This window comes from Nocardioides secundeburneus (assembly GCF_039939255.1).
Taxonomy (GTDB): Bacteria; Actinomycetota; Actinomycetes; order Propionibacteriales; family Nocardioidaceae; genus Nocardioides.
Map to the genome: position 1 here is coordinate 1 of NZ_JBDUUE010000004.1, position 16,978 is coordinate 16,978.

Sequence of the window (16,978 nt, forward strand, 5' to 3'; positions counted from 1 at the left end):
CCCGGTGTGGCGGGCGTTCAAGATCGCTGATGCGACCATGACCCTGTCCGAGACCGCCGCCTGGCACGTCGACCGGTTCATCGCGCCGGTGGCGGATCGGTGCTCGTTCGCTCAGCTCGACCGGACCGTGAATGCCGCCCGGGCCGAGCACGACCCCGCCGACGCTGAGGCCCGACGGCTGGCTGCGCTCGAGGACCGGCGGGTCACCGTGTACCTGGCTGGTGCGACCACCGACGGCACCGTCGACGTCATCGCCACCCTCGACACCGCGGACGCGATCGACCTCGAACACGCCTTGCGCGACGGCGCCCAACAATTGGCTGACCTCGGCTCGACCGACCCCCTCGACGTCCGGCGCTCGCAGGCGTTGGGGGAGATGGCCCGCACCCAGCTCGCGCTCGACCTCGACGCCAGCGGAGGTGGTCGCGGGGTGACGATCTACGCCCACCTCGACGCCGCCCACCCGGATCTGCCCGGTCTGCTCGACAACACCCAGACCCCGCTCCTCGTCCAGCAGGTCCGCTCCTGGTGTGAGACCGCCGGCACGAAGGTCACCGTCAAGCCGGTCATCGACCTCGCCGAACCCCACGAGACCCCGGCTTACCGACCCAGCGACGCGATCCGTGAACGCGTCACGCTCCGCGATCGGTGCTGCGTGTTCCCCGACTGCAGCAGGCGTCGGGTCGACCTCGACCACATCGTCGCCTGGGAGTCAGGTGGCATCACCGCGACCTGGAACCTCGCCCTGCTCTGCCGCAGACACCACCGCGCGAAGACCCACGGCGACTGGTCGTACCGGATGGTCGAACCCGGCCTCTACCACTGGACCTCACCGACCGGCACCGAGACGACCGTCGACCGGCGTCCACCACCCGGCACCCACGCCCGCCGACATCCCTGACCGCCCCACCAGCCCGCCGTCCACCCGGACCGCGGGCTACCGACGCGCACCGACCGAGCCGGTCGGCGGTATCGCCGGAGTCGACCGAAGGGACGACGTCGATCGCGACGTCCGACCGATCCGTCCGACCCCGTGTCCCGGCACCGTGGAGGTCATGGCCACGAACCTCAAGCGACGGTGGCAGCTCGGCAAGGTCCGACCCGGCGACGGGAGCCAGTTGCCCGACTACCGGCTGTGGCACCTGTTCTCCCGATCGGTGTTCTTCCTCGAGCTCGTCGACAAGGGCGGGCGACCGCTCGCCTACGCCGTCGACGTGCGGCCGTGGGCCGACCCGAAGTCGCGCCGGGAGCACGAGGCCGGTGGAAAGAGCCCGGCCGCGCTCTACCGCGACGGCGTGCAGGTGGCGCGCTCGAACCTGCCGGCCACGTTTCCGGTCGAGGGCGGCGTGGTCGAGGTCGCGGCCAGCATGGCCGGGCTCAAGCGACTGCGCTTCGTGGACGACGGCGGGGGCGAGCTCCCGCTGCGGCCCCACCCCCGATCGCACGAGGGACGACGGGCGCGGCTGGCCCGCACCCGGCCGCGGCTCAGCGCCGGCATCGGCATGGCCAGCCTGGTGACGCTGCTGGTCGCGCTGACGTTGATGCTGGTGCAGCTCGTCGCGACGCTCTCGGAGGTCCCGCCCGTCGCCGAGAACCTCGGCGTGCTCACCTCACCGGTCACGCTGCCCGTGTGGGGCAACGTCGTCCTCGGGCTGCTGGCCGCCTTCGCCGGCACCGAGCGGGCCACGCGCCTGCGTCACCACTGGCTCCTCGACAGCGCGGTCTCCTAGAGGTCTGGTCGCCCGGGGCGCGGCACGCGACGATGGTCGCGTGCCTCCCCCCGCCACGCCACTCGTCGACGTCCGCGGCCTCCACGTGCGCTTCGGCGAGGTCGAGGCCGTCGCAGGAGTCGACCTCGAGGCGCACGCCGGCCAGGCGACGGCGCTGCTCGGCCGCAACGGCGCGGGCAAGTCGACCACCATGCGGGTGCTGGCGGGCGTCGTCCCGCCGACGTCGGGCACGGTGACGGTGTCCGGGCACGACGTCCGGGCACACGCGCTGCGGGTGAAGCAGGCGGTCGGCTACTGCCCCGACGTCGGTGGTCTCGTGCCGCGCGCGAGCCCGTGGGAGCACCTGCAGCTCTCGGCGCGGCTGCGGCGCCTCGACGGCTGGGAGGACCGGGGTCGCGACCTGCTCGAGCGGTTCGGCCTCGGCGACGTCGCCCACCGCGTCACCGCCGGCTTCAGCCACGGCATGGGACGCCGGCTCAGCGTGCTGCTGGCCGCGCTGCACGAGCCTGACGTGCTGCTGCTCGACGAGCCGTTCGACGGCGTCGACCCGCTCGGCGTGGAGGCCACCCTCGACGTCGTCAACGACGCGCGCGTCCGGGGCGCGTGCGTGCTCGTCTCGACCCACCTGCGCGAGCTCGCGGTCGAGGCGTGCACGTCGGTGAGCGTGCTGCGCGGCGGTGCGCAGGTCGCCACGCTCCCCGCCTCGGAGATGCTCGGGGAGGACGGCGCCCGTGCCTACCGCAGCCTCCTCGGCTAGGCGCAGCGTCGCCGACGTCGGCCACCTGCTCCGCTTCCGGGCCTCCGGACGACGCCGCCCGGCCGTGCTCGCCCTGACGATCGTCGCGGCGGTGACCCTCGTCGTCGCCGTGGCGCCGGCCCTCGCGCCCGGCGCGGGCGACGGCGGCGAGGGTACGGCGCAGGACCTGCGGGCCGTGCTGCCGGCCGCGCTCGCCGGCTTCGTCCTGCTCGCGGTGCTGTCGGCGGGGGCCTCCGGCGGTGGGCGCGAGCTCATCGCCCGCGACGCGACGGCCGTGTTCCCGGTCAGCCCGACCACCGACCACCTCGGCGCGCTGCTCCTCGCGCCGCTGAACATCGCCTGGATCCTCCAGGCCTGGGCGCTCCTCGGGATGACGTCCTACGCGGTCGGCGCCGGCGGGCTCGTGCCCGCGCAGGTGCTCGTCGTGCTCTGGTTGGTCGCCGGCACCGCGTTCGCGCAGGCGATCGGCTGGGCGCTCGAGTCGGTGCGCCGCACCACGCACGGGCCCCTGGTGGTGCGCGCGCTCGCGGTCGCGGCCGCCGCGACGGCGCTCGTCGTCCAGGCGAGCGGGCACGCGGGCGACGTGCTCGACTCGCTGCCGACCCACGGCGTCGTGGTCGTCCTGGCCGACGGGGTCACCGCGCGGTGGGCCCTCTCGGTGCTGGTCGCGCTCGTCGCCGTCGTCGCGCTGGTGGCGGTCGGTGCCTGGCCGGCGCACGTGGCCGCGCGCCGGAGCCCGCGCGAGGAGCACCTGGTCGAGTCCGGGCAGTACCGCGCCCGGGCCCTGCCGGCGTCCGCGCTCGGCGCGATGGTGCGCGTCGACCGGGCCTCGGTCTGGCGCGCCGTCCCGATCCGTCGTGGCCTGGCCGTGCTCGCGCTCGGCCCGGCCATGATCGCGCTGCTCGGCGGCCTGCAGTGGGACAGCATGACGATCCTGCCGGGACTCGTCGCCTCCGGCGGCGCCCTGCTGTACGGCGTCAACGCCTGGTGCCTCGACGGGCGCGGCACGCTGTGGCGCGAGAGCCTGCCGGTCGACCCGGCCACCGTCTTCGACGCCCGCGCCTACGTGCTCGCCGAGCTGCTGCTCGCCGCCTCGCTGGTCACGGTGTGCGTGGGCGGGCTGCGCGCCGGCGTCCCCGACGCCGCCGACGCCGCGGCGCTGGCCTCCACGCTCGTGGTCGTGCTCGTGCAGGTCGTGGCGGCCGCGATGCGGTGGTCGCAGCGGCGCCCGTTCGCCGTCGACCTCCGCTCGGCCCGTGCCACCCCGGCCCCGCCGGCGGCGATGATCGGCTACTCCTCGCGCCTGGCGCTCACGACCACCACGACGGGCCTGCTCTTCTCCACCGCGGCGCTGCTCGGGCCGTGGTTCGTCTCGCCGCTGCTCGCCGTCCCGATGCTGGTCTGGTCGGGGCTGCGGCTGCGCCGCACCCGGCGCGCGTGGCTCGACCCCGACCGGCGGGTCACGGTCACGATGACCGTGGCCGCCGCCTGACGACTAGCGGCACGACTCCTGGGCCGCGGTCAGCTCGGCGGCCGCCGGGTCGGTGTCGAACCGGCCGCTGAGGCTGGCGACCAGCGCCTCGTGCACCCGGGCGGGCTCGACGGCGGCGTCGAGGCACCGGGCGAACCCGGCCTCGTCGAGGCCCGGTGTGCGCAGCGCCTCGGCACGGGCCGCGACCTCGGGGTAGGGCGCGCAGGCGCCGGCCGCGTCGACCCACGCGGTGGCGACGTCGACGGTGAGCATCGGCGCGGTCTCGACGACGACGCCGTCGTCGCCGACGACGCCGGCGTCGACCAGGTCGTCGAGGGTGAGGGCGTCGAGCAGTCCGGTCGCGAAGCAGGCGCTCTCGGCCTCGACGTCGGCGCCGCTCAGCCCGCCCGCGTAGAGACGGGCGAGGCCGGGCTCGACGATCGAGCGCTCGGGCGGCGCGTCGTCGTTCTGCTGCAGCGTGTCGTCGTCGCACGCGGCGAGAGCCATCAGCGCCACCGCGACGAACGGGACGAGGAGGGCGCGCACGGCGCCGATCCTCCCATGCACGGTCTACGGTGCGAGACGTGGACTTCGCCCCCTCTGCCCAGGCAGCCGACCTGACCGAGCGCGTGCGCGCCTTCCTCACCGAGGAGATCGAGCCGGTCGAGGCCGACTACCACCGCGACCTCGCCGAGGCCCGGCGCACCGGCGACCCGTGGACGCCACTCCCGGTCGTCGACGAGCTGAAGGCCGCGGCCCGCGAGCGCGGGCTCTGGAACCTCTTCCTGCCGGCCGACCACCCCTACGGCGGCTACACCGGTCTCAGCAACGTCGACTACGCCCCGATCGCCGAGCTCACCGGCCGTTCCACGCTGGCGCCGCTGGTGATGAACTGCAACGCGCCCGACACCGGCAACATGGAGGTGCTGCTCAAGTACGGCACCGAGGCCCAGCAGCGGGAGTGGCTCGACCCGCTGCTGGCCGGCGAGATCCGGTCCGGGTTCGCGATGACCGAGCCCGACGTGGCGTCGTCCGACGCGACCACCATGGCCGCCACCGCCGTCGTCGACGGCGACGAGGTCGTCGTCAACGGTCGCAAGTGGTGGACGACGGGCATCGGCCACCGCGACTGCAAGATCCTGATCTTCATGGGCCTCACCGACCCCGACGCCGACCGCCACCACCGGCACTCGATGGTGCTCGTGCCGGTCGACACGCCGGGCGTGAAGGTCGAGCGGATGCTGTCGACCATGGGCTTCCACGACGAGCCGCTCGGACACGGCGAGGTGTCGTTCACCGACGTCCGCGTGCCGCTGGCCAACGTGATCGGCGGCCCCGGCCAGGCCTTCGCCATCGCCCAGGGCCGCCTCGGACCGGGCCGGGTGCACCACTGCATGCGGCTCATCGGCCTGGCCGAGGTGGCGCTGGAGCTGGCCTGCCGGCGCGCGCTCGAGCGCACCGCCTTCGGCAAGCCGATCGCCAACCTCGGCGGCAACCGCGAGCGCATCGCCGAGGCCCGCATCGCCATCGACTCCGTGCGCCTGCTCGTGCTCAATGCCGCGTGGAAGCTCGACACCGGCGGTCCGTTGAACGCGTTGAGCGAGGTCTCCCAGATCAAGGTCGCCGCGCCGGCGATGGCCCAGCAGGTCGTCGACATGGCCATGCAGCTGCACGGCGGCGGCGGCCTCTCCGACGACCACCCGCTCGCCGGCATGTGGACGACGGCCCGGGCGCTCCGGCTCGCCGACGGCCCCGACGAGGTGCACCGCGGGCTGGTCGCGCGGCTCGAGCTCGGCAAGTACGGATCGGGGCGATGAGCGACGGCAACCCCGCCCGCCCGGTCCGCGACGAGGACGCCTTCGACGTCGCAGCGGTGGCCCGGTGGCTCGACCGCGGCCCGATCGCCGAGGTGCGCCAGTTCGCCGGGGGTGCGTCGAACCTCACCTACCTGCTGCGCCTCGAGGAGCCGGCGGCGTCCGACCTGATCCTGCGGCGTCCGCCGGCGGGCACGAAGGCGGCCGGCGCCCACGACATGGGTCGCGAGCACGACGTCCAGGCGGCGCTGCGGCCGGTGTTCCCGCCGGTGCCGAGCATGGTCGGCCACTGCGCCGACACCTCCGTGATCGGATCGGAGTTCTACGTGATGGAGAAGGTCGACGGCGTGATCCCGCGCCAGGACTTCGGCTTCCCGGTCACCGAGGCACAGGCCGACGACCTGTGCAGCCAGGCCGTCGACACCCTCGTCGCGCTGCACGCCGTCGACGTGACGGCGGTGCCGGTGCTGGCCGCGCTCGGCAAGGGCGACGGCTACGTCGCGCGACAGGTCGGGGGCTGGACCCGGCGGTTCGCCGACTCCCGCACCGACGACACCGGCGACTGGTCCGACGTGCTCGCATGGCTCGACGCCGAGCAGCCCGCCGACGTCGCGCAACGGCTCGTGCACAACGACTTCCGGCTCGACAACCTGGTGCTCGACCCCGACACGCTGGCCGTGCGAGCCGTCCTCGACTGGGAGATGGCCACGGTCGGCGACCCGCTGATGGACCTCGGCGGCGCCCTCGCCTACTGGGTCGAGGCCGACGACGACGAGGTCTTCCAGCTGTTTCGGCGTCAGCCGAGCACGAGCCCGGGCATGTGGACGCGCGAGCGCATCGTCGCGACCTACTGCGAGCGCGCCGGCGTCGGGCTGCCCGCCGTCGGCTGGCGGTTCTACGAGGTCTTCGGCCTGTTCCGGCTCGCCGTCATCGCCCAGCAGATCTGGTACCGCTACGTGCACGGCCAGACGACCAACGAGGCGTTCGCCGTGCTCGGCGGCGCCGTCGGCTACCTCGAGACCCGGTGCCGGTCGCTGATCGGCGCACCGAGGACGGCCGGCTGATGGGCGTCGTCCTGCTGGTGCGGCACGGTCAGGCCTCGTTCGGCACCGACGACTACGACGTGCTCTCGCCCACGGGGTGGGCCCAGGGGCGCCGGCTCGGCCGTTGGTTGGCCGGACAGGGCGTCGTCCCGACCTCGTTGGTGCGGGGCGACATGCGGCGTCACCGCGAGACGCTCGAGGCAGCCGCCGAGACGGCCGGGTGGTCGCTCGAGGCCACCGTCGACGCCGACTGGGACGAGTTCGACCACCTCGGGGTCGTCGCCGGTCACTCCGACGTCGCGGCGTCGATGGGTGACCGCAAGGCGTTCCAGCGGGTCTTCGAGGAGGCCACCGCCCGGTGGACGGCGGGCGAGGGCACCTACGACGAGACGTGGGCCGGCTTCGTGGGCCGCGTGCGCGACGCTCTCGGACGCGCGGTCGCGAGCGCCGGCCCGGGGTGCACGGTCGTGGTCGCGACCTCCGGCGGCGTCATCGGCGTCGTCGCCGCGCTGCTCGCTGACCCCGACGACGACCGCCCCGACGCCCTCGCCCGCCGGTGGGCCCGCGCCAACGCGGTGATGGTCAACTCCTCCGTCACCCGCGTCGTCGCCGGCTCCACCGGCCCCCGCCTGCTCTCGCTCAACGAGCACGCCCACCTCGACGCCGACCTCCTCACGTACCGGTGATGCGGACCGCGGCCAGGTTCGTGCTGGCGGGCGCGCTCGCGTTCGCCGGCGTCGCGCACTTCGCCATGACCGAGGAGTTCCTCGGGCAGGTGCCGACGTTCCTGCCCGCGCGCGAGGCGATCGTGCTGGTCTCCGGCGGCATGGAGCTCGCGCTCGCGGTGGCGCTCGTCGTCCTGCGCGGCGAGCGGCTGGCCCTGGCCGGGTGGGTGGTCGCGCTCTTCTTCGTCGCGGTCTTCCCGGGCAACGTGTGGCAGGCCGTGCACGGCTCCGACTCGTTCGGGCTCGACACCACGACGAGCCGTCTGGTCCGGCTGCCGTTCCAGCCGGTGCTGGTCGTCTGGGCCCTGTGGTGCACGCGCGCCTGGGCCGACCGCCTTAGATAAAGTCAGGCTTGACTGTTTGTTGGTGGTGAGGCAGGGTCGAGCGCGATGGCCACCACGACGACCCGCACGCCCCAGGAGGAGCGCACCCGGCAGATGCGGGCGCGGCTGCTCGAGGCGACGATCGAGTGCCTGGTCGAGCGCGGGTTCGCCGGCACGTCCACCACGCTGGTCTCCGAGCGTGCCGGCGTGAGCCGTGGCGCGCAGCTGCACCACTTCCCGAGCAAGTCCGACCTCGTGCTCGCCGCCGTCGAGCACCTCACCGTCGTGAGGGGCGCCGAGCTCGCCGCCGCGGCCGAGGCGCTCCCGCGCGGACGTCGACGCACCCGGGCCGTGCTGGCCATGCTCGCCGACCACTTCACCTCGCCGGTCTTCATCGCCGCGCTCGAGCTGTGGGTGGCGGCCCGCACCGACGACACCCTGCGCGCGGCGGTGGCGCCGCTCGAGCAGCGCGTGGGTCGCGAGGCCCACCGCCTCGTCGTCGAGGCGCTCGGCGCCGAGGAGTCGCGGCCGGGGGTCCGCGAGCTCGTGCAGGCCACCCTCGACCTCGTCCGCGGCCTCGGGCTCGCCACCACCATCACCGACGACGCCGACCGCCGGCGTCGCATCCTCGACCACTGGGCCACCGTCCTCGACACCGAGCTGCAAGGAGCCGCATGACCCTCCTCGACGAGCTCCTCGCCGACCTCGACGCCGAGAGCGCGCTGCTGCGCGACGTCGTGGCGCCGCTCGACGCCGAGGGGTGGGCCACCGACACCCCGGCGCCGGGGTGGGACGTCGCCACCCAGGTCGCGCACCTGCTCTGGACCGACGAGGCCGCCACGCTCGCGGCCCGGTCGCACCTCGACCGCGCCCCCTGGGACGCCCTCGTCCTCGCCGGCACGACCGACCCCGCCGGGTTCGTCGACGCCGCCGCCCGCGAGCTCGCGGCCCTGCCGCCGGAGGACCTCCTCGCCCGGTGGGACGACGCCCGCGGCGCCCTCGCCGAGGCGCTGCGCGCGCTGCCCGAGGGCCAGAGGATGCCGTGGTTCGGCCCGCCGATGTCGGCCGCCTCCATGGTCACCGCGCGTTTCATGGAGACCTGGGCGCACTCGCTCGACGTGTTCGACGCGCTCGGCCTCGACGCCGAGCCGACCGACCGCCTCCGGCACGTCGCCCACATCGGCGTCCGCACCCGCGGCTTCTCGTTCGTCACCCACGGTCTCCCGGTGCCCGACGCCGAGCCCCGCGTCACCCTGACGGCGCCCAGCGGTGCGGTCTGGACGTGGGGGCCCGACGACGCGGCCGAGTCGGTCACGGGCTCGGCGCTCGACTTCTGCCGGCTCGTCACGCAGCGCGTCCACCGCGCCGACACCGCCCTCGTCGCCGTCGGCCCGGGCGCCGACGCCTGGCTCGACGTCGCCCAGTGCTTCGCCGGGCCGGCCGGCGCGGGCAGGGCGGCACGATGAGCGTCCTCCGCATCGGCAACTGCTCCGGCTTCTACGGCGACCGCCTCTCGGCCATGCGCGAGATGCTCGAGGGCTCGGTCGACGGGCAGGGCCTCGACGTCGTCACCGGCGACTACCTCGCCGAGCTGACGATGCTCATCCTCGGCAAGGACACGATGAAGGACCCGAGCCTCGGCTACGCGCGCACCTTCGTCCGGCAGGTGGAGGACTGCCTCGGCCTGGCGCTCGAGCGCGGCGTGAAGATCGTCAGCAATGCCGGCGGCCTCAATCCGGCCGGGCTCGCCGACCGGCTGCGCGAGGTCGCGCGAGGCCTCGGGCTCGACCCGGCCGTCGCGCACGTCGAGGGCGACGACCTCCGCTCGCTCGCCGAGGAGGTCGGGCTCAGCCCGGGAGCGCTCACCGCCAACGCCTACCTCGGCGGCTACGGCATCGCCGCCGCCCTGCGGGCCGGCGCCGACGTCGTCGTCACCGGCCGCGTCACCGACGCCAGCCTCGTCGTCGGCCCGGCCGTCGCGCACCACGGTTGGTCGGACACCCAGTACGACGAGCTGGCCGGCGCCGTCGTCGCGGGCCACGTGCTCGAGTGCGGCACCCAGGCCACGGGCGGCAACTTCTCCGGGTTCCTGAGCCTGCCCCGCGACGGCCGACCGCTCGGGTTCCCGCTCGCCGAGATCGCCGACGACGGCTCGTTCGTCGTCACCAAGCACGACGGAACCGGCGGAGCGGTCACGGTCGACACGGTCACCGCCCAGCTGGTCTACGAGATCCAGTCGACGCGCTACCTCGGGCCCGACGTCACCACGCACCTCGACACGGTGCGCCTCGAGCAGGTCGGTGCCGACCGCGTCGCCGTCTCCGGCGTCCGTGGTGAGGCACCACCCGCGCGGCTCAAGGTCTGCGTCAACACCCTCGGCGGGTTCCGCAACACGATGGAGCTCGTGCTCACCGGTCTCGACATCGACGCCAAGGCCGACTGGGTGCGTGAGCAGGTCGACGGCGCGCTCACGGCCTCGTCGGTCACCTGGACCCGCACCGCCCTGCCGCTCGATGACGCCGACACCGAGGAGGGCGCCTCGAGCCTGCTGCGCGTCACCGTCAAGGACGCCGAGGCCGGCCCGGTCGGCAAGGCCTTCACCGGCCCGCTCGTCGAGCTCGCCCTCGGCTCCTACCCGGGCTTCACCATGACGTCGCCGCCCGCCCCGCCCACGCCGTACGGCGTCTACCGGCCCGAGTACGTCGACCGCTCGGCCGTCGCGCACACCGTCGTGCACGCCGACGGACGCCGCGAGGTCGTGCCCGACCCGCCGACCGTCGCGCAGCCCGAGACCGACCACGGACGACGTCCCTCGCCCTACCCGGCCCCCGTCGACACCCTCACCCGTCGCGCACCGCTCGGCTCGTTCGTGCACGCCCGCTCCGGCGACAAGGGCGGCGACGCCAACCTCGGCCTCTGGGTGGTCAACGACGGGTCGGAGAAGTACGCCGACCGCGTCACCTGGCTCACCAAGCTCATCACCCCGCGCAAGGTCCGCGAGCTGGTGCCCGAGGCCGCCGACCTCCCCGACGACGCGGTCGAGGTCTTCGTGCTGCCCAACCTCGGCGCCGTCAACGTTCTCCTGCGCGGCCTCCTCGGCGAGGGCGTCGCCGCCTCCACCCGCTTCGACCCGCAGGCCAAGGGGCTCGGCGAGTGGGTGCGCTCCCGCATGGTCCACATCCAGGAAGGGCTTCTGTGACATGAGCGACCTCTTCGACCTCGGCGCCGAGTTCACGCGCCGCGAGGTCCTGCCGCACCTCGACCGGTGGGAGGACGACGGCAGCCTGCCGCGCGAGCTGCACCTGGCCGCCGCCAAGCAGGGCATCCTCGGCGTCGGCTTCCCCGAGGAGGTCGGGGGTGGCGGGGGAGACCTGCTCGACACCACCGACCTGCAGGAGGGCATGTTCGCCGCCGGGGCGTCGTCCGGGCTGATGGCGAGCCTGTTCACGCACGGCATCGCGCTGCCGCACGTCGTGTCCGCCGCGGTGACGTCGGGCGACCACGACCTGGTCGACCGGTTCGTGCGGCCCACGCTGGCCGGCGAGATGATCGGCTCGCTCGCGGTCACCGAGCCCGACGGCGGCTCCGACGTCGCCGGCATCCGCACCACCGCGCGCCGCGAGGGCGACCACTACGTCGTCAACGGTGCCAAGACGTTCATCACCAGCGCCGTCCGGGCCGACTACGTCACGACGGCCGTGCGCACCGGCGAGGCGGGCCACGGCGGCATCTCGCTGCTCGTCGTCGAGAGGGGCACGCCCGGGTTCACCGTCGACCGCAGCCTGCGCAAGATGGGCTGGCACTGCTCCGACACCGCCGAGCTGTCCTACGTCGACGTCCGGGTGCCGGTCGCCAACCTGGTCGGGCAGGAGAACCACGGCTTCTTTGCAGTAGCGGAGCAGTTCGTCGTCGAGCGGCTCGGGCTGGCCACCCACGCCTACGGCATCGCCGGCCGCGCGCTCGAGCTCACCGCCCAGTACTGCCGCGAGCGCGAGACCTTCGGCAAGCCGCTCGTGACCAACCAGGTCGTGCGGCACAAGCTGGTCGAGATGCGGCGCCAGGTCGAGGTCGCCCGCGTCTACGCGCGGGACGTCGCGCGCCGTCACGTGGCGGGCGAGCAGGTCATCGCCGAGGCCTGCCTGGCCAAGCAGACGGCCTGCGACGCGGCGACCCACGTCGTCGACCAGGCCGTGCAGCTGCACGGGGGCACCGGCTACCTGCACGGCACCGAGGTCGAGCGGCACTACCGCGACGCCCGCATCCTGCCCATCGGCGGAGGCGCCACCGAGGTGCTCGCCGACCTCGCCGCGCGACTGCTCGGGTACGCGTCGTGACCGCCAACCGCGAGGCCATGCTCGACAAGATCGAGGGGCTCGCCACCGAGCACGCCCGGGCCGTCGCCGGCGGCGGCGAGCGCAGCGTGCAGCGCCACCACGACCGCGGCAAGCTGATGCCGCGCGAGCGCATCGAGCTGCTGGTCGACGAGGGCTCGGCCTTCCTCGAGCTGTCGCCGCTGGCGGGCTGGGGCTCCGACTTCACGGTCGGCGCCTCGGTGGTCACCGGCATCGGCGTCATCGAGGGCGTCGAGTGCCTGATCACCGCCAACGACCCGTCGGTGAAGGGCGGCGCGAGCAACCCGTGGACGGTGAAGAAGATCTTCCGGGCCAGCCAGATCGCCGAGCAGAACGGCCTGCCGACCGTCTCGCTCGTCGAGTCCGGCGGCGCCGACCTGCCCACGCAGAAGGAGATCTTCATCCCCGGCGGCAAGCTGTTCCGCGACATCACGCGCTCCAGCGCCGCCAAGCTGCCCACCATCGCCCTCGTCTTCGGCAACTCCACCGCCGGCGGCGCCTACGTGCCGGGCATGAGCGACTACACCGTGATGGTCAAGGAGCAGGCCAAGGTGTTCCTCGGCGGTCCGCCGCTGGTCAAGATGGCCACCGGCGAGGAGTCCGACGACGAGTCCCTCGGCGGCGCCGAGATGCACGCTCGCACCTCCGGCCTCGCCGACTACCTGGCCGACGACGAGCGCGACGCCATCCGCATCGGACGACGCATCGTGGCCCGGCTCAACTGGCGCAAGGCGACGGCGGGGCCGACGACGTACGCCGAGCCGGACGTCGACCCCGACGACCTGCTCGACCTCATCCCCACCGACCTCAAGATCCCCTTCGACCCGCGCGACGTCATCGCCCACCTCGTCGACGGCGTCTCGCCGGTCGACGGCGGAGGCAACGGTGCGGTCTTCGACGAGTTCAAGCCGCTCTACGGCACCTCGCTCGTCACCGGCTGGGCGAGGATCCACGGCCGGCCGGTCGGCATCCTCGCCAACGCCCAGGGCGTGCTGTTCAGCGAGGACGCGCAGAAGGCCACGCAGTTCGTGCAGCTGGCCAACCAGACCGACACGCCCCTGCTGTTCCTGCACAACACCACCGGCTACATGGTCGGCAAGGACTACGAGCAGGGCGGCATCATCAAGCACGGCGCGATGATGATCAACGCCATCAGCAACTCCACCGTGCCGCACCTGACCGTGATCCTCGGCGCCTCCTACGGCGCCGGCAACTACGGCATGAACGGCCGCGCCTACGAGCCGCGGTTCCTGTTCACCTGGCCCAGCGCCAAGTCGGCCGTCATGGGCCCGGCCCAGCTGGCCGGCGTCCTGGAGATCGTGGCCGAGCAGTCGGCGGCGTCGAAGGGCGAGCCGTTCGACAAGGCGGGCTTCCAGGGCATCAAGGACGTCGTCGAGGCCCAGGTCGAGGAGCAGTCGCTGCCCTACTTCCTCTCGGGCATGCTCTACGACGACGGCGTCATCGACCCGCGCGACACCCGCACCATCCTCGGCATCTGCCTGTCGGTCATCGACAACAGACCCGTCGTCGGCACCGACCGGTTCGGGGTGTTCCGACCGTGACCATCCAGCGGCTGATGGTCGCCAACCGCGCCGAGATCGCCTCGCGGGTCTTCCGGACCTGTCGGCGTCTCGGCATCGAGACCGTCGCGGTGCACTCCGACGCCGACGCCGCGCTGCCCTACGTCGCCGAGGCCGACCACGCCGTCCGGCTGCCTGGCACGGCACCGTCGGAGACCTACCTGCGCGCCGACCTGCTGATCGAGGCGGCTCGTCGCTCCGGTGCCGACGCGATCCACCCCGGCTACGGCTTCCTGTCCGAGAACGCCGACTTCGCGCGACAGGTCGTCGCGGCCGGCCTCACGTGGGTCGGGCCGCAGCCCGAGTCGATCGAGGCCATGGGCGACAAGATCCAGGCCAAGCGGCTCATGGAGCAGGCCGACGTGCCGGTGCTGGCCAACCTCGACGCCGCGAGCGCCACCGCGGCCGACCTGCCGCTCATCGTCAAGGCGAGCGCGGGCGGCGGCGGACGCGGCATGCGCATCGTGCGGCGCCTGGAGGACCTGCCCCGCGAGATCGAGATCGCGCGTGACGAGGCGCTGTCGGCGTTCGGCGACGGCAGCGTCTTCGTGGAGACCTACGTCGAGCGCGGACGCCACGTCGAGGTGCAGGTGTGGGGCGACGCCGAGGGCCGGGTCGCCGTCCTCGGCGAGCGCGACTGCTCGCTCCAGCGCCGCCACCAGAAGGTCGTCGAGGAGGCGCCTGCGCCGGGCCGGCTGTCCCGCGCGACCCGCGAGCGCATGCACGGCGCCGCCCGGCGCGCGGCCGAGGCCGTCTCCTACCGCGGCGCCGGCACCGTCGAGTTCCTCTACGACGAGGAGCACGCTCGGTTCTTCTTCCTCGAGATGAACACCCGGCTCCAGGTCGAGCACCCGGTCACCGAGATGGTCTTCCACCAGGACCTCGTCGAGCTCCAGCTGCGCACGGCGCAGGGCGAGACCTCCGACCTGCGGTTCCCCGACAAGCCCGACACGCACGCGATCGAGGTGCGGCTGTACGCCGAGGACCCCGCCGCCGACTACCAGCCCCAGAGCGGCGTCCTGACGGCCTTCGACATCCCGGCCGGGCCGGACGTGCGCGTCGACACCGGGTTCGCGGCGGGCAACGAGGTCACGACCTTCTACGACGCCATGCTCGCCAAGGTGATCGCCCACGGTCGCACCCGCGACGAGGCCGCCCGCAAGCTCGCCACCACCCTGCGCCGGGCGCGCATCCACGGCGTCACCACCAACCGCGACCAGCTCGTCGCGATCCTCACCTCGCGCGCGTTCCTCGACGGCGAGATCAGCACCGCGTTCCTCGTCGACCACCCGCCCGAGCCGGCCACCGCCGACCGGCACGCGGCGGCCGTCGCCGCCACGATCGCGCTCGCCGAGCGGGCCCGGGCCGAGCGCGTCGTCCAGCAGGGGGCGCCGGTGGCGTGGCGCAACGTGGTCAGCCAGCCGCAGCGCACGGAGTTCACCTCCGGCGAGGTCGTCGAGTGGTACGGCGGCCGCACCTACGCCGTCGACGGCTTCGTCGTCCGTGAGGCGAGCCCGACGCGCGTCGTCCTCGAGGCCGACGGCGTCGCCACCGGCTACGACGTCGCGGTCTCCGGGTTGCGGGTCGACGTCGACCACCCCCACGGCCACGTCGCCCTCGCCCGGGTGCCCCGGTTCACCGACCCGGCCGACGCCGTCGCCAGCGGCAGCCTGCTCGCCCCGATGCCCGGCACCGTCGTCCGCGTCGCCGTCGAGGCGGGCCAGCAGGTCGCCCAGGGCGAGCCGGTGCTGGTGCTCGAGGCCATGAAGATGCAGCACACCGTGAGCGCGCCCACCGCCGGCACGGTCACCGAGATCCACGTCCAGGCCGGCGCCCAGGTGGCGTCCGGCGCAGTCCTCGCCGTCGTCGAAGGAGACACCCCGTGAGCACCTACACCGAGCCCGAGGAGCGCCAGGAGCTCCGCACCCAGGTCCAGAAGCTGGCCTCGAAGTACGGCCGCGAGTGGTTCACCGCCAAGGCCCGGGCCGGTGAGAAGACGACCGAGCTGTGGCTCGAGATCGGCCGATGTGGCTACCTCGGCATCAACATCCCCGAGGAGTACGGCGGTGGTGGCGGTGGCATCGGCGACATTGCCGCGGTGTGCGAGGAGCTCGCGGCGCAGGGCTGCCCGCTGCTGCTCATGGTCGTCAGCCCGGCCATCTGCGGCACGGTGATCACCAAGTACGGCACCGAGGCGCAGAAGCAGCGGTGGCTGCCCGGCCTGTGCGACGGCACGTCGACGATGGCGTTCGCGATCACCGAGCCCGACGCCGGCACCAACACCCACAACATCACCACCACCGCCCGCAAGGACGGCGACGAGTGGGTGCTGTCGGGCCAGAAGATCTGGATCTCCGGTGTCGACGAGGCCGACAACGTGCTCGTCGTCGCCCGCACCGAGGACGCCCGGACCGGCAAGGTCAAGCCGGTGCTGCTCGTCGTCCCCACCGACGCCGAGGGCTTCGAGTACCACCACATCCCGGTCGAGATGGTCAGCCCGGAGAAGCAGTTCCAGGTGTTCATCGACGACGTCCGCCTGCCCGCCGACGCGCTCGTCGGCGACGAGAACGGCGGCCTCGTGCAGCTGTTCGCCGGCCTCAACCCCGAGCGCATCATGGCGGCGTCGTTCTCGCTCGGCCTGGCCCGTCACGCCCTCGAGAAGGCGACGGCCTACGCCAAGGAGCGCACGGTCTTCAAGGCCCCGATCGGCAGCCACCAGGCCATCGCGCACCCGCTCGCGCAGAGCCACATCGAGATCGAGATGGCCCGGCTGGTCACCCAGAAGGCCGCTGCGCTCTACGACGCCGGCGACGAGGCGGCCGCCGGCGAGTACGCCAACATGGCCAAGTACGCCGCCGCCGAGGCCGCCTGCGACGCCGTCGACCGCGCCGTCCAGACCCACGGCGGCTACGGCGCGAGCCAGGAGTACGGCATGGCCGGCCTGCTGGTCGCCACGCGCGTCGGGCGCATCGCCCCGGTGAGCCGCGAGATGATCCTCAACTTCGTCGCCATGCACTCGCTGGGCCTGCCGAAGAGCTACTGACCCCGCACCCTCGGCCGGCCTCACGCCGCCGGCGTGAGGTTTGGCGTCATGCCCCTCCCGGTATAGGTGTCACGGGAGATCGTGACGACTGACGGTGCCGCGACCTGCGGAGCCACCGCTTCAGTGGTGACGACCGTCGG

General features: G+C 73.5%; 16 protein-coding genes. 15 read left to right on the forward strand and 1 reads right to left on the reverse strand.

What is annotated here, in order from left to right; genetic code table 11:
* From ABFT23_RS11000 to ABFT23_RS11015, 4 genes are all read left to right on the forward strand, one after another.
* On the forward strand, positions 1–901 hold a 901-nt coding region (locus ABFT23_RS11000; protein ID WP_347895091.1), incomplete at its 5' end, for an HNH endonuclease signature motif containing protein.
* Between the two features lie 154 nt (positions 902–1,055).
* Positions 1,056–1,730: a hypothetical protein gene (locus ABFT23_RS11005; protein ID WP_347895093.1), complete on the forward strand. Its 675-nt coding sequence runs from the start codon at positions 1,056–1,058 to the stop codon at positions 1,728–1,730.
* A gap of 40 nt (positions 1,731–1,770) precedes the next feature.
* Positions 1,771–2,487, forward strand: coding sequence for an ABC transporter ATP-binding protein (locus ABFT23_RS11010; protein WP_347895094.1), 717 nt, complete (start codon positions 1,771–1,773; stop codon positions 2,485–2,487).
* A complete protein-coding gene (locus ABFT23_RS11015) occupies positions 2,462–3,979 on the forward strand; it encodes a hypothetical protein (protein WP_347895096.1) in 1,518 nt (505 codons plus the stop codon). Before ABFT23_RS11010 ends, ABFT23_RS11015 begins: the two co-directional genes overlap by 26 nt.
* A gap of 3 nt (positions 3,980–3,982) precedes the next feature.
* On the opposite strand, the gene ABFT23_RS11020 is transcribed toward ABFT23_RS11015, so the two are convergent.
* A complete protein-coding gene (locus ABFT23_RS11020) occupies positions 3,983–4,504 on the reverse strand; it encodes a hypothetical protein (protein WP_347895098.1) in 522 nt (173 codons plus the stop codon).
* 38 nt (positions 4,505–4,542) lie between these two features.
* On the opposite strand from ABFT23_RS11020, the gene ABFT23_RS11025 reads away from it, so the two are divergent.
* The 11 genes from ABFT23_RS11025 to ABFT23_RS11075 are packed head-to-tail and all read left to right on the forward strand — an operon-like array spanning position 4,543 to position 16,838.
* Positions 4,543–5,775, forward strand: a complete 1,233-nt coding sequence (locus ABFT23_RS11025; protein WP_347895100.1) for an acyl-CoA dehydrogenase family protein — start codon at positions 4,543–4,545, stop codon at positions 5,773–5,775.
* Positions 5,772–6,836 (forward strand): phosphotransferase family protein, encoded by a 1,065-nt coding sequence (locus ABFT23_RS11030; protein WP_347895101.1) that lies wholly within the window; start codon positions 5,772–5,774, stop codon positions 6,834–6,836. Before ABFT23_RS11025 ends, ABFT23_RS11030 begins: the two co-directional genes overlap by 4 nt.
* Complete coding sequence (locus ABFT23_RS11035) at positions 6,797–7,501, forward strand: histidine phosphatase family protein (protein WP_347895102.1); 705 nt, start codon at positions 6,797–6,799, stop codon at positions 7,499–7,501. Before ABFT23_RS11030 ends, ABFT23_RS11035 begins: the two co-directional genes overlap by 40 nt.
* Positions 7,501–7,884 carry a DoxX family protein gene (locus ABFT23_RS11040; RefSeq protein ID WP_347895103.1) on the forward strand — a complete coding sequence of 128 codons (384 nt, stop codon included), beginning with the start codon at positions 7,501–7,503 and terminating at the stop codon, positions 7,882–7,884. The genes ABFT23_RS11035 and ABFT23_RS11040 overlap by 1 nt, the downstream gene beginning before the upstream one ends.
* A 45-nt stretch (positions 7,885–7,929) precedes the next feature.
* Positions 7,930–8,541, forward strand: a complete 612-nt coding sequence (locus tag ABFT23_RS11045) for a TetR/AcrR family transcriptional regulator (protein ID WP_347895105.1) — start codon at positions 7,930–7,932, stop codon at positions 8,539–8,541.
* Entirely contained in the window at positions 8,538–9,329 is a 792-nt protein-coding gene (locus tag ABFT23_RS11050; RefSeq protein ID WP_347895107.1) for a TIGR03084 family metal-binding protein, read from the forward strand. Before ABFT23_RS11045 ends, ABFT23_RS11050 begins: the two co-directional genes overlap by 4 nt.
* On the forward strand, positions 9,326–11,062 hold the full coding sequence (locus tag ABFT23_RS11055) for an acyclic terpene utilization AtuA family protein (protein ID WP_347895109.1): 1,737 nt from the start codon (positions 9,326–9,328) through the stop codon (positions 11,060–11,062). Before ABFT23_RS11050 ends, ABFT23_RS11055 begins: the two co-directional genes overlap by 4 nt.
* Before the next feature lies 1 nt (position 11,063).
* A complete protein-coding gene (locus tag ABFT23_RS11060; RefSeq protein ID WP_347895110.1) occupies positions 11,064–12,197 on the forward strand; it encodes an acyl-CoA dehydrogenase family protein in 1,134 nt (377 codons plus the stop codon).
* Between the two features lie 17 nt (positions 12,198–12,214).
* The gene (locus ABFT23_RS11065) at positions 12,215–13,777 is read left to right on the forward strand and encodes an acyl-CoA carboxylase subunit beta (protein ID WP_347896064.1); all 1,563 of its coding nucleotides are present in this window, start codon (positions 12,215–12,217) and stop codon (positions 13,775–13,777) included.
* Positions 13,774–15,681 (forward strand): ATP-binding protein, encoded by a 1,908-nt coding sequence (locus tag ABFT23_RS11070; protein ID WP_347895112.1) that lies wholly within the window; start codon positions 13,774–13,776, stop codon positions 15,679–15,681. Before ABFT23_RS11065 ends, ABFT23_RS11070 begins: the two co-directional genes overlap by 4 nt.
* Complete coding sequence (locus ABFT23_RS11075) at positions 15,678–16,838, forward strand: acyl-CoA dehydrogenase family protein (protein WP_347895114.1); 1,161 nt, start codon at positions 15,678–15,680, stop codon at positions 16,836–16,838. Before ABFT23_RS11070 ends, ABFT23_RS11075 begins: the two co-directional genes overlap by 4 nt.
* Positions 16,839–16,978: the final 140 nt, after the last annotated feature.

Excerpts from the sequence above, each read along its gene's own strand:
- ABFT23_RS11030 (WP_347895101.1), top strand. The coding sequence starts at position 5,772 with ATGAGCGACGGCAACCCCGCCCGCCCGGTCCGCGACGAGGACGCCTTC.
- ABFT23_RS11040 (WP_347895103.1), top strand. The coding sequence starts at position 7,501 with ATGCGGACCGCGGCCAGGTTCGTGCTGGCGGGCGCGCTCGCGTTCGCC.
- ABFT23_RS11060 (WP_347895110.1), top strand. The coding sequence starts at position 11,064 with ATGAGCGACCTCTTCGACCTCGGCGCCGAGTTCACGCGCCGCGAGGTC.
- ABFT23_RS11005 (WP_347895093.1), top strand. The coding sequence starts at position 1,056 with ATGGCCACGAACCTCAAGCGACGGTGGCAGCTCGGCAAGGTCCGACCC.
- ABFT23_RS11050 (WP_347895107.1), top strand. The coding sequence starts at position 8,538 with ATGACCCTCCTCGACGAGCTCCTCGCCGACCTCGACGCCGAGAGCGCG.
- ABFT23_RS11065 (WP_347896064.1), top strand. The coding sequence starts at position 12,215 with ATGCTCGACAAGATCGAGGGGCTCGCCACCGAGCACGCCCGGGCCGTC.
- ABFT23_RS11045 (WP_347895105.1), top strand. The coding sequence starts at position 7,930 with ATGGCCACCACGACGACCCGCACGCCCCAGGAGGAGCGCACCCGGCAG.
- ABFT23_RS11055 (WP_347895109.1), top strand. The coding sequence starts at position 9,326 with ATGAGCGTCCTCCGCATCGGCAACTGCTCCGGCTTCTACGGCGACCGC.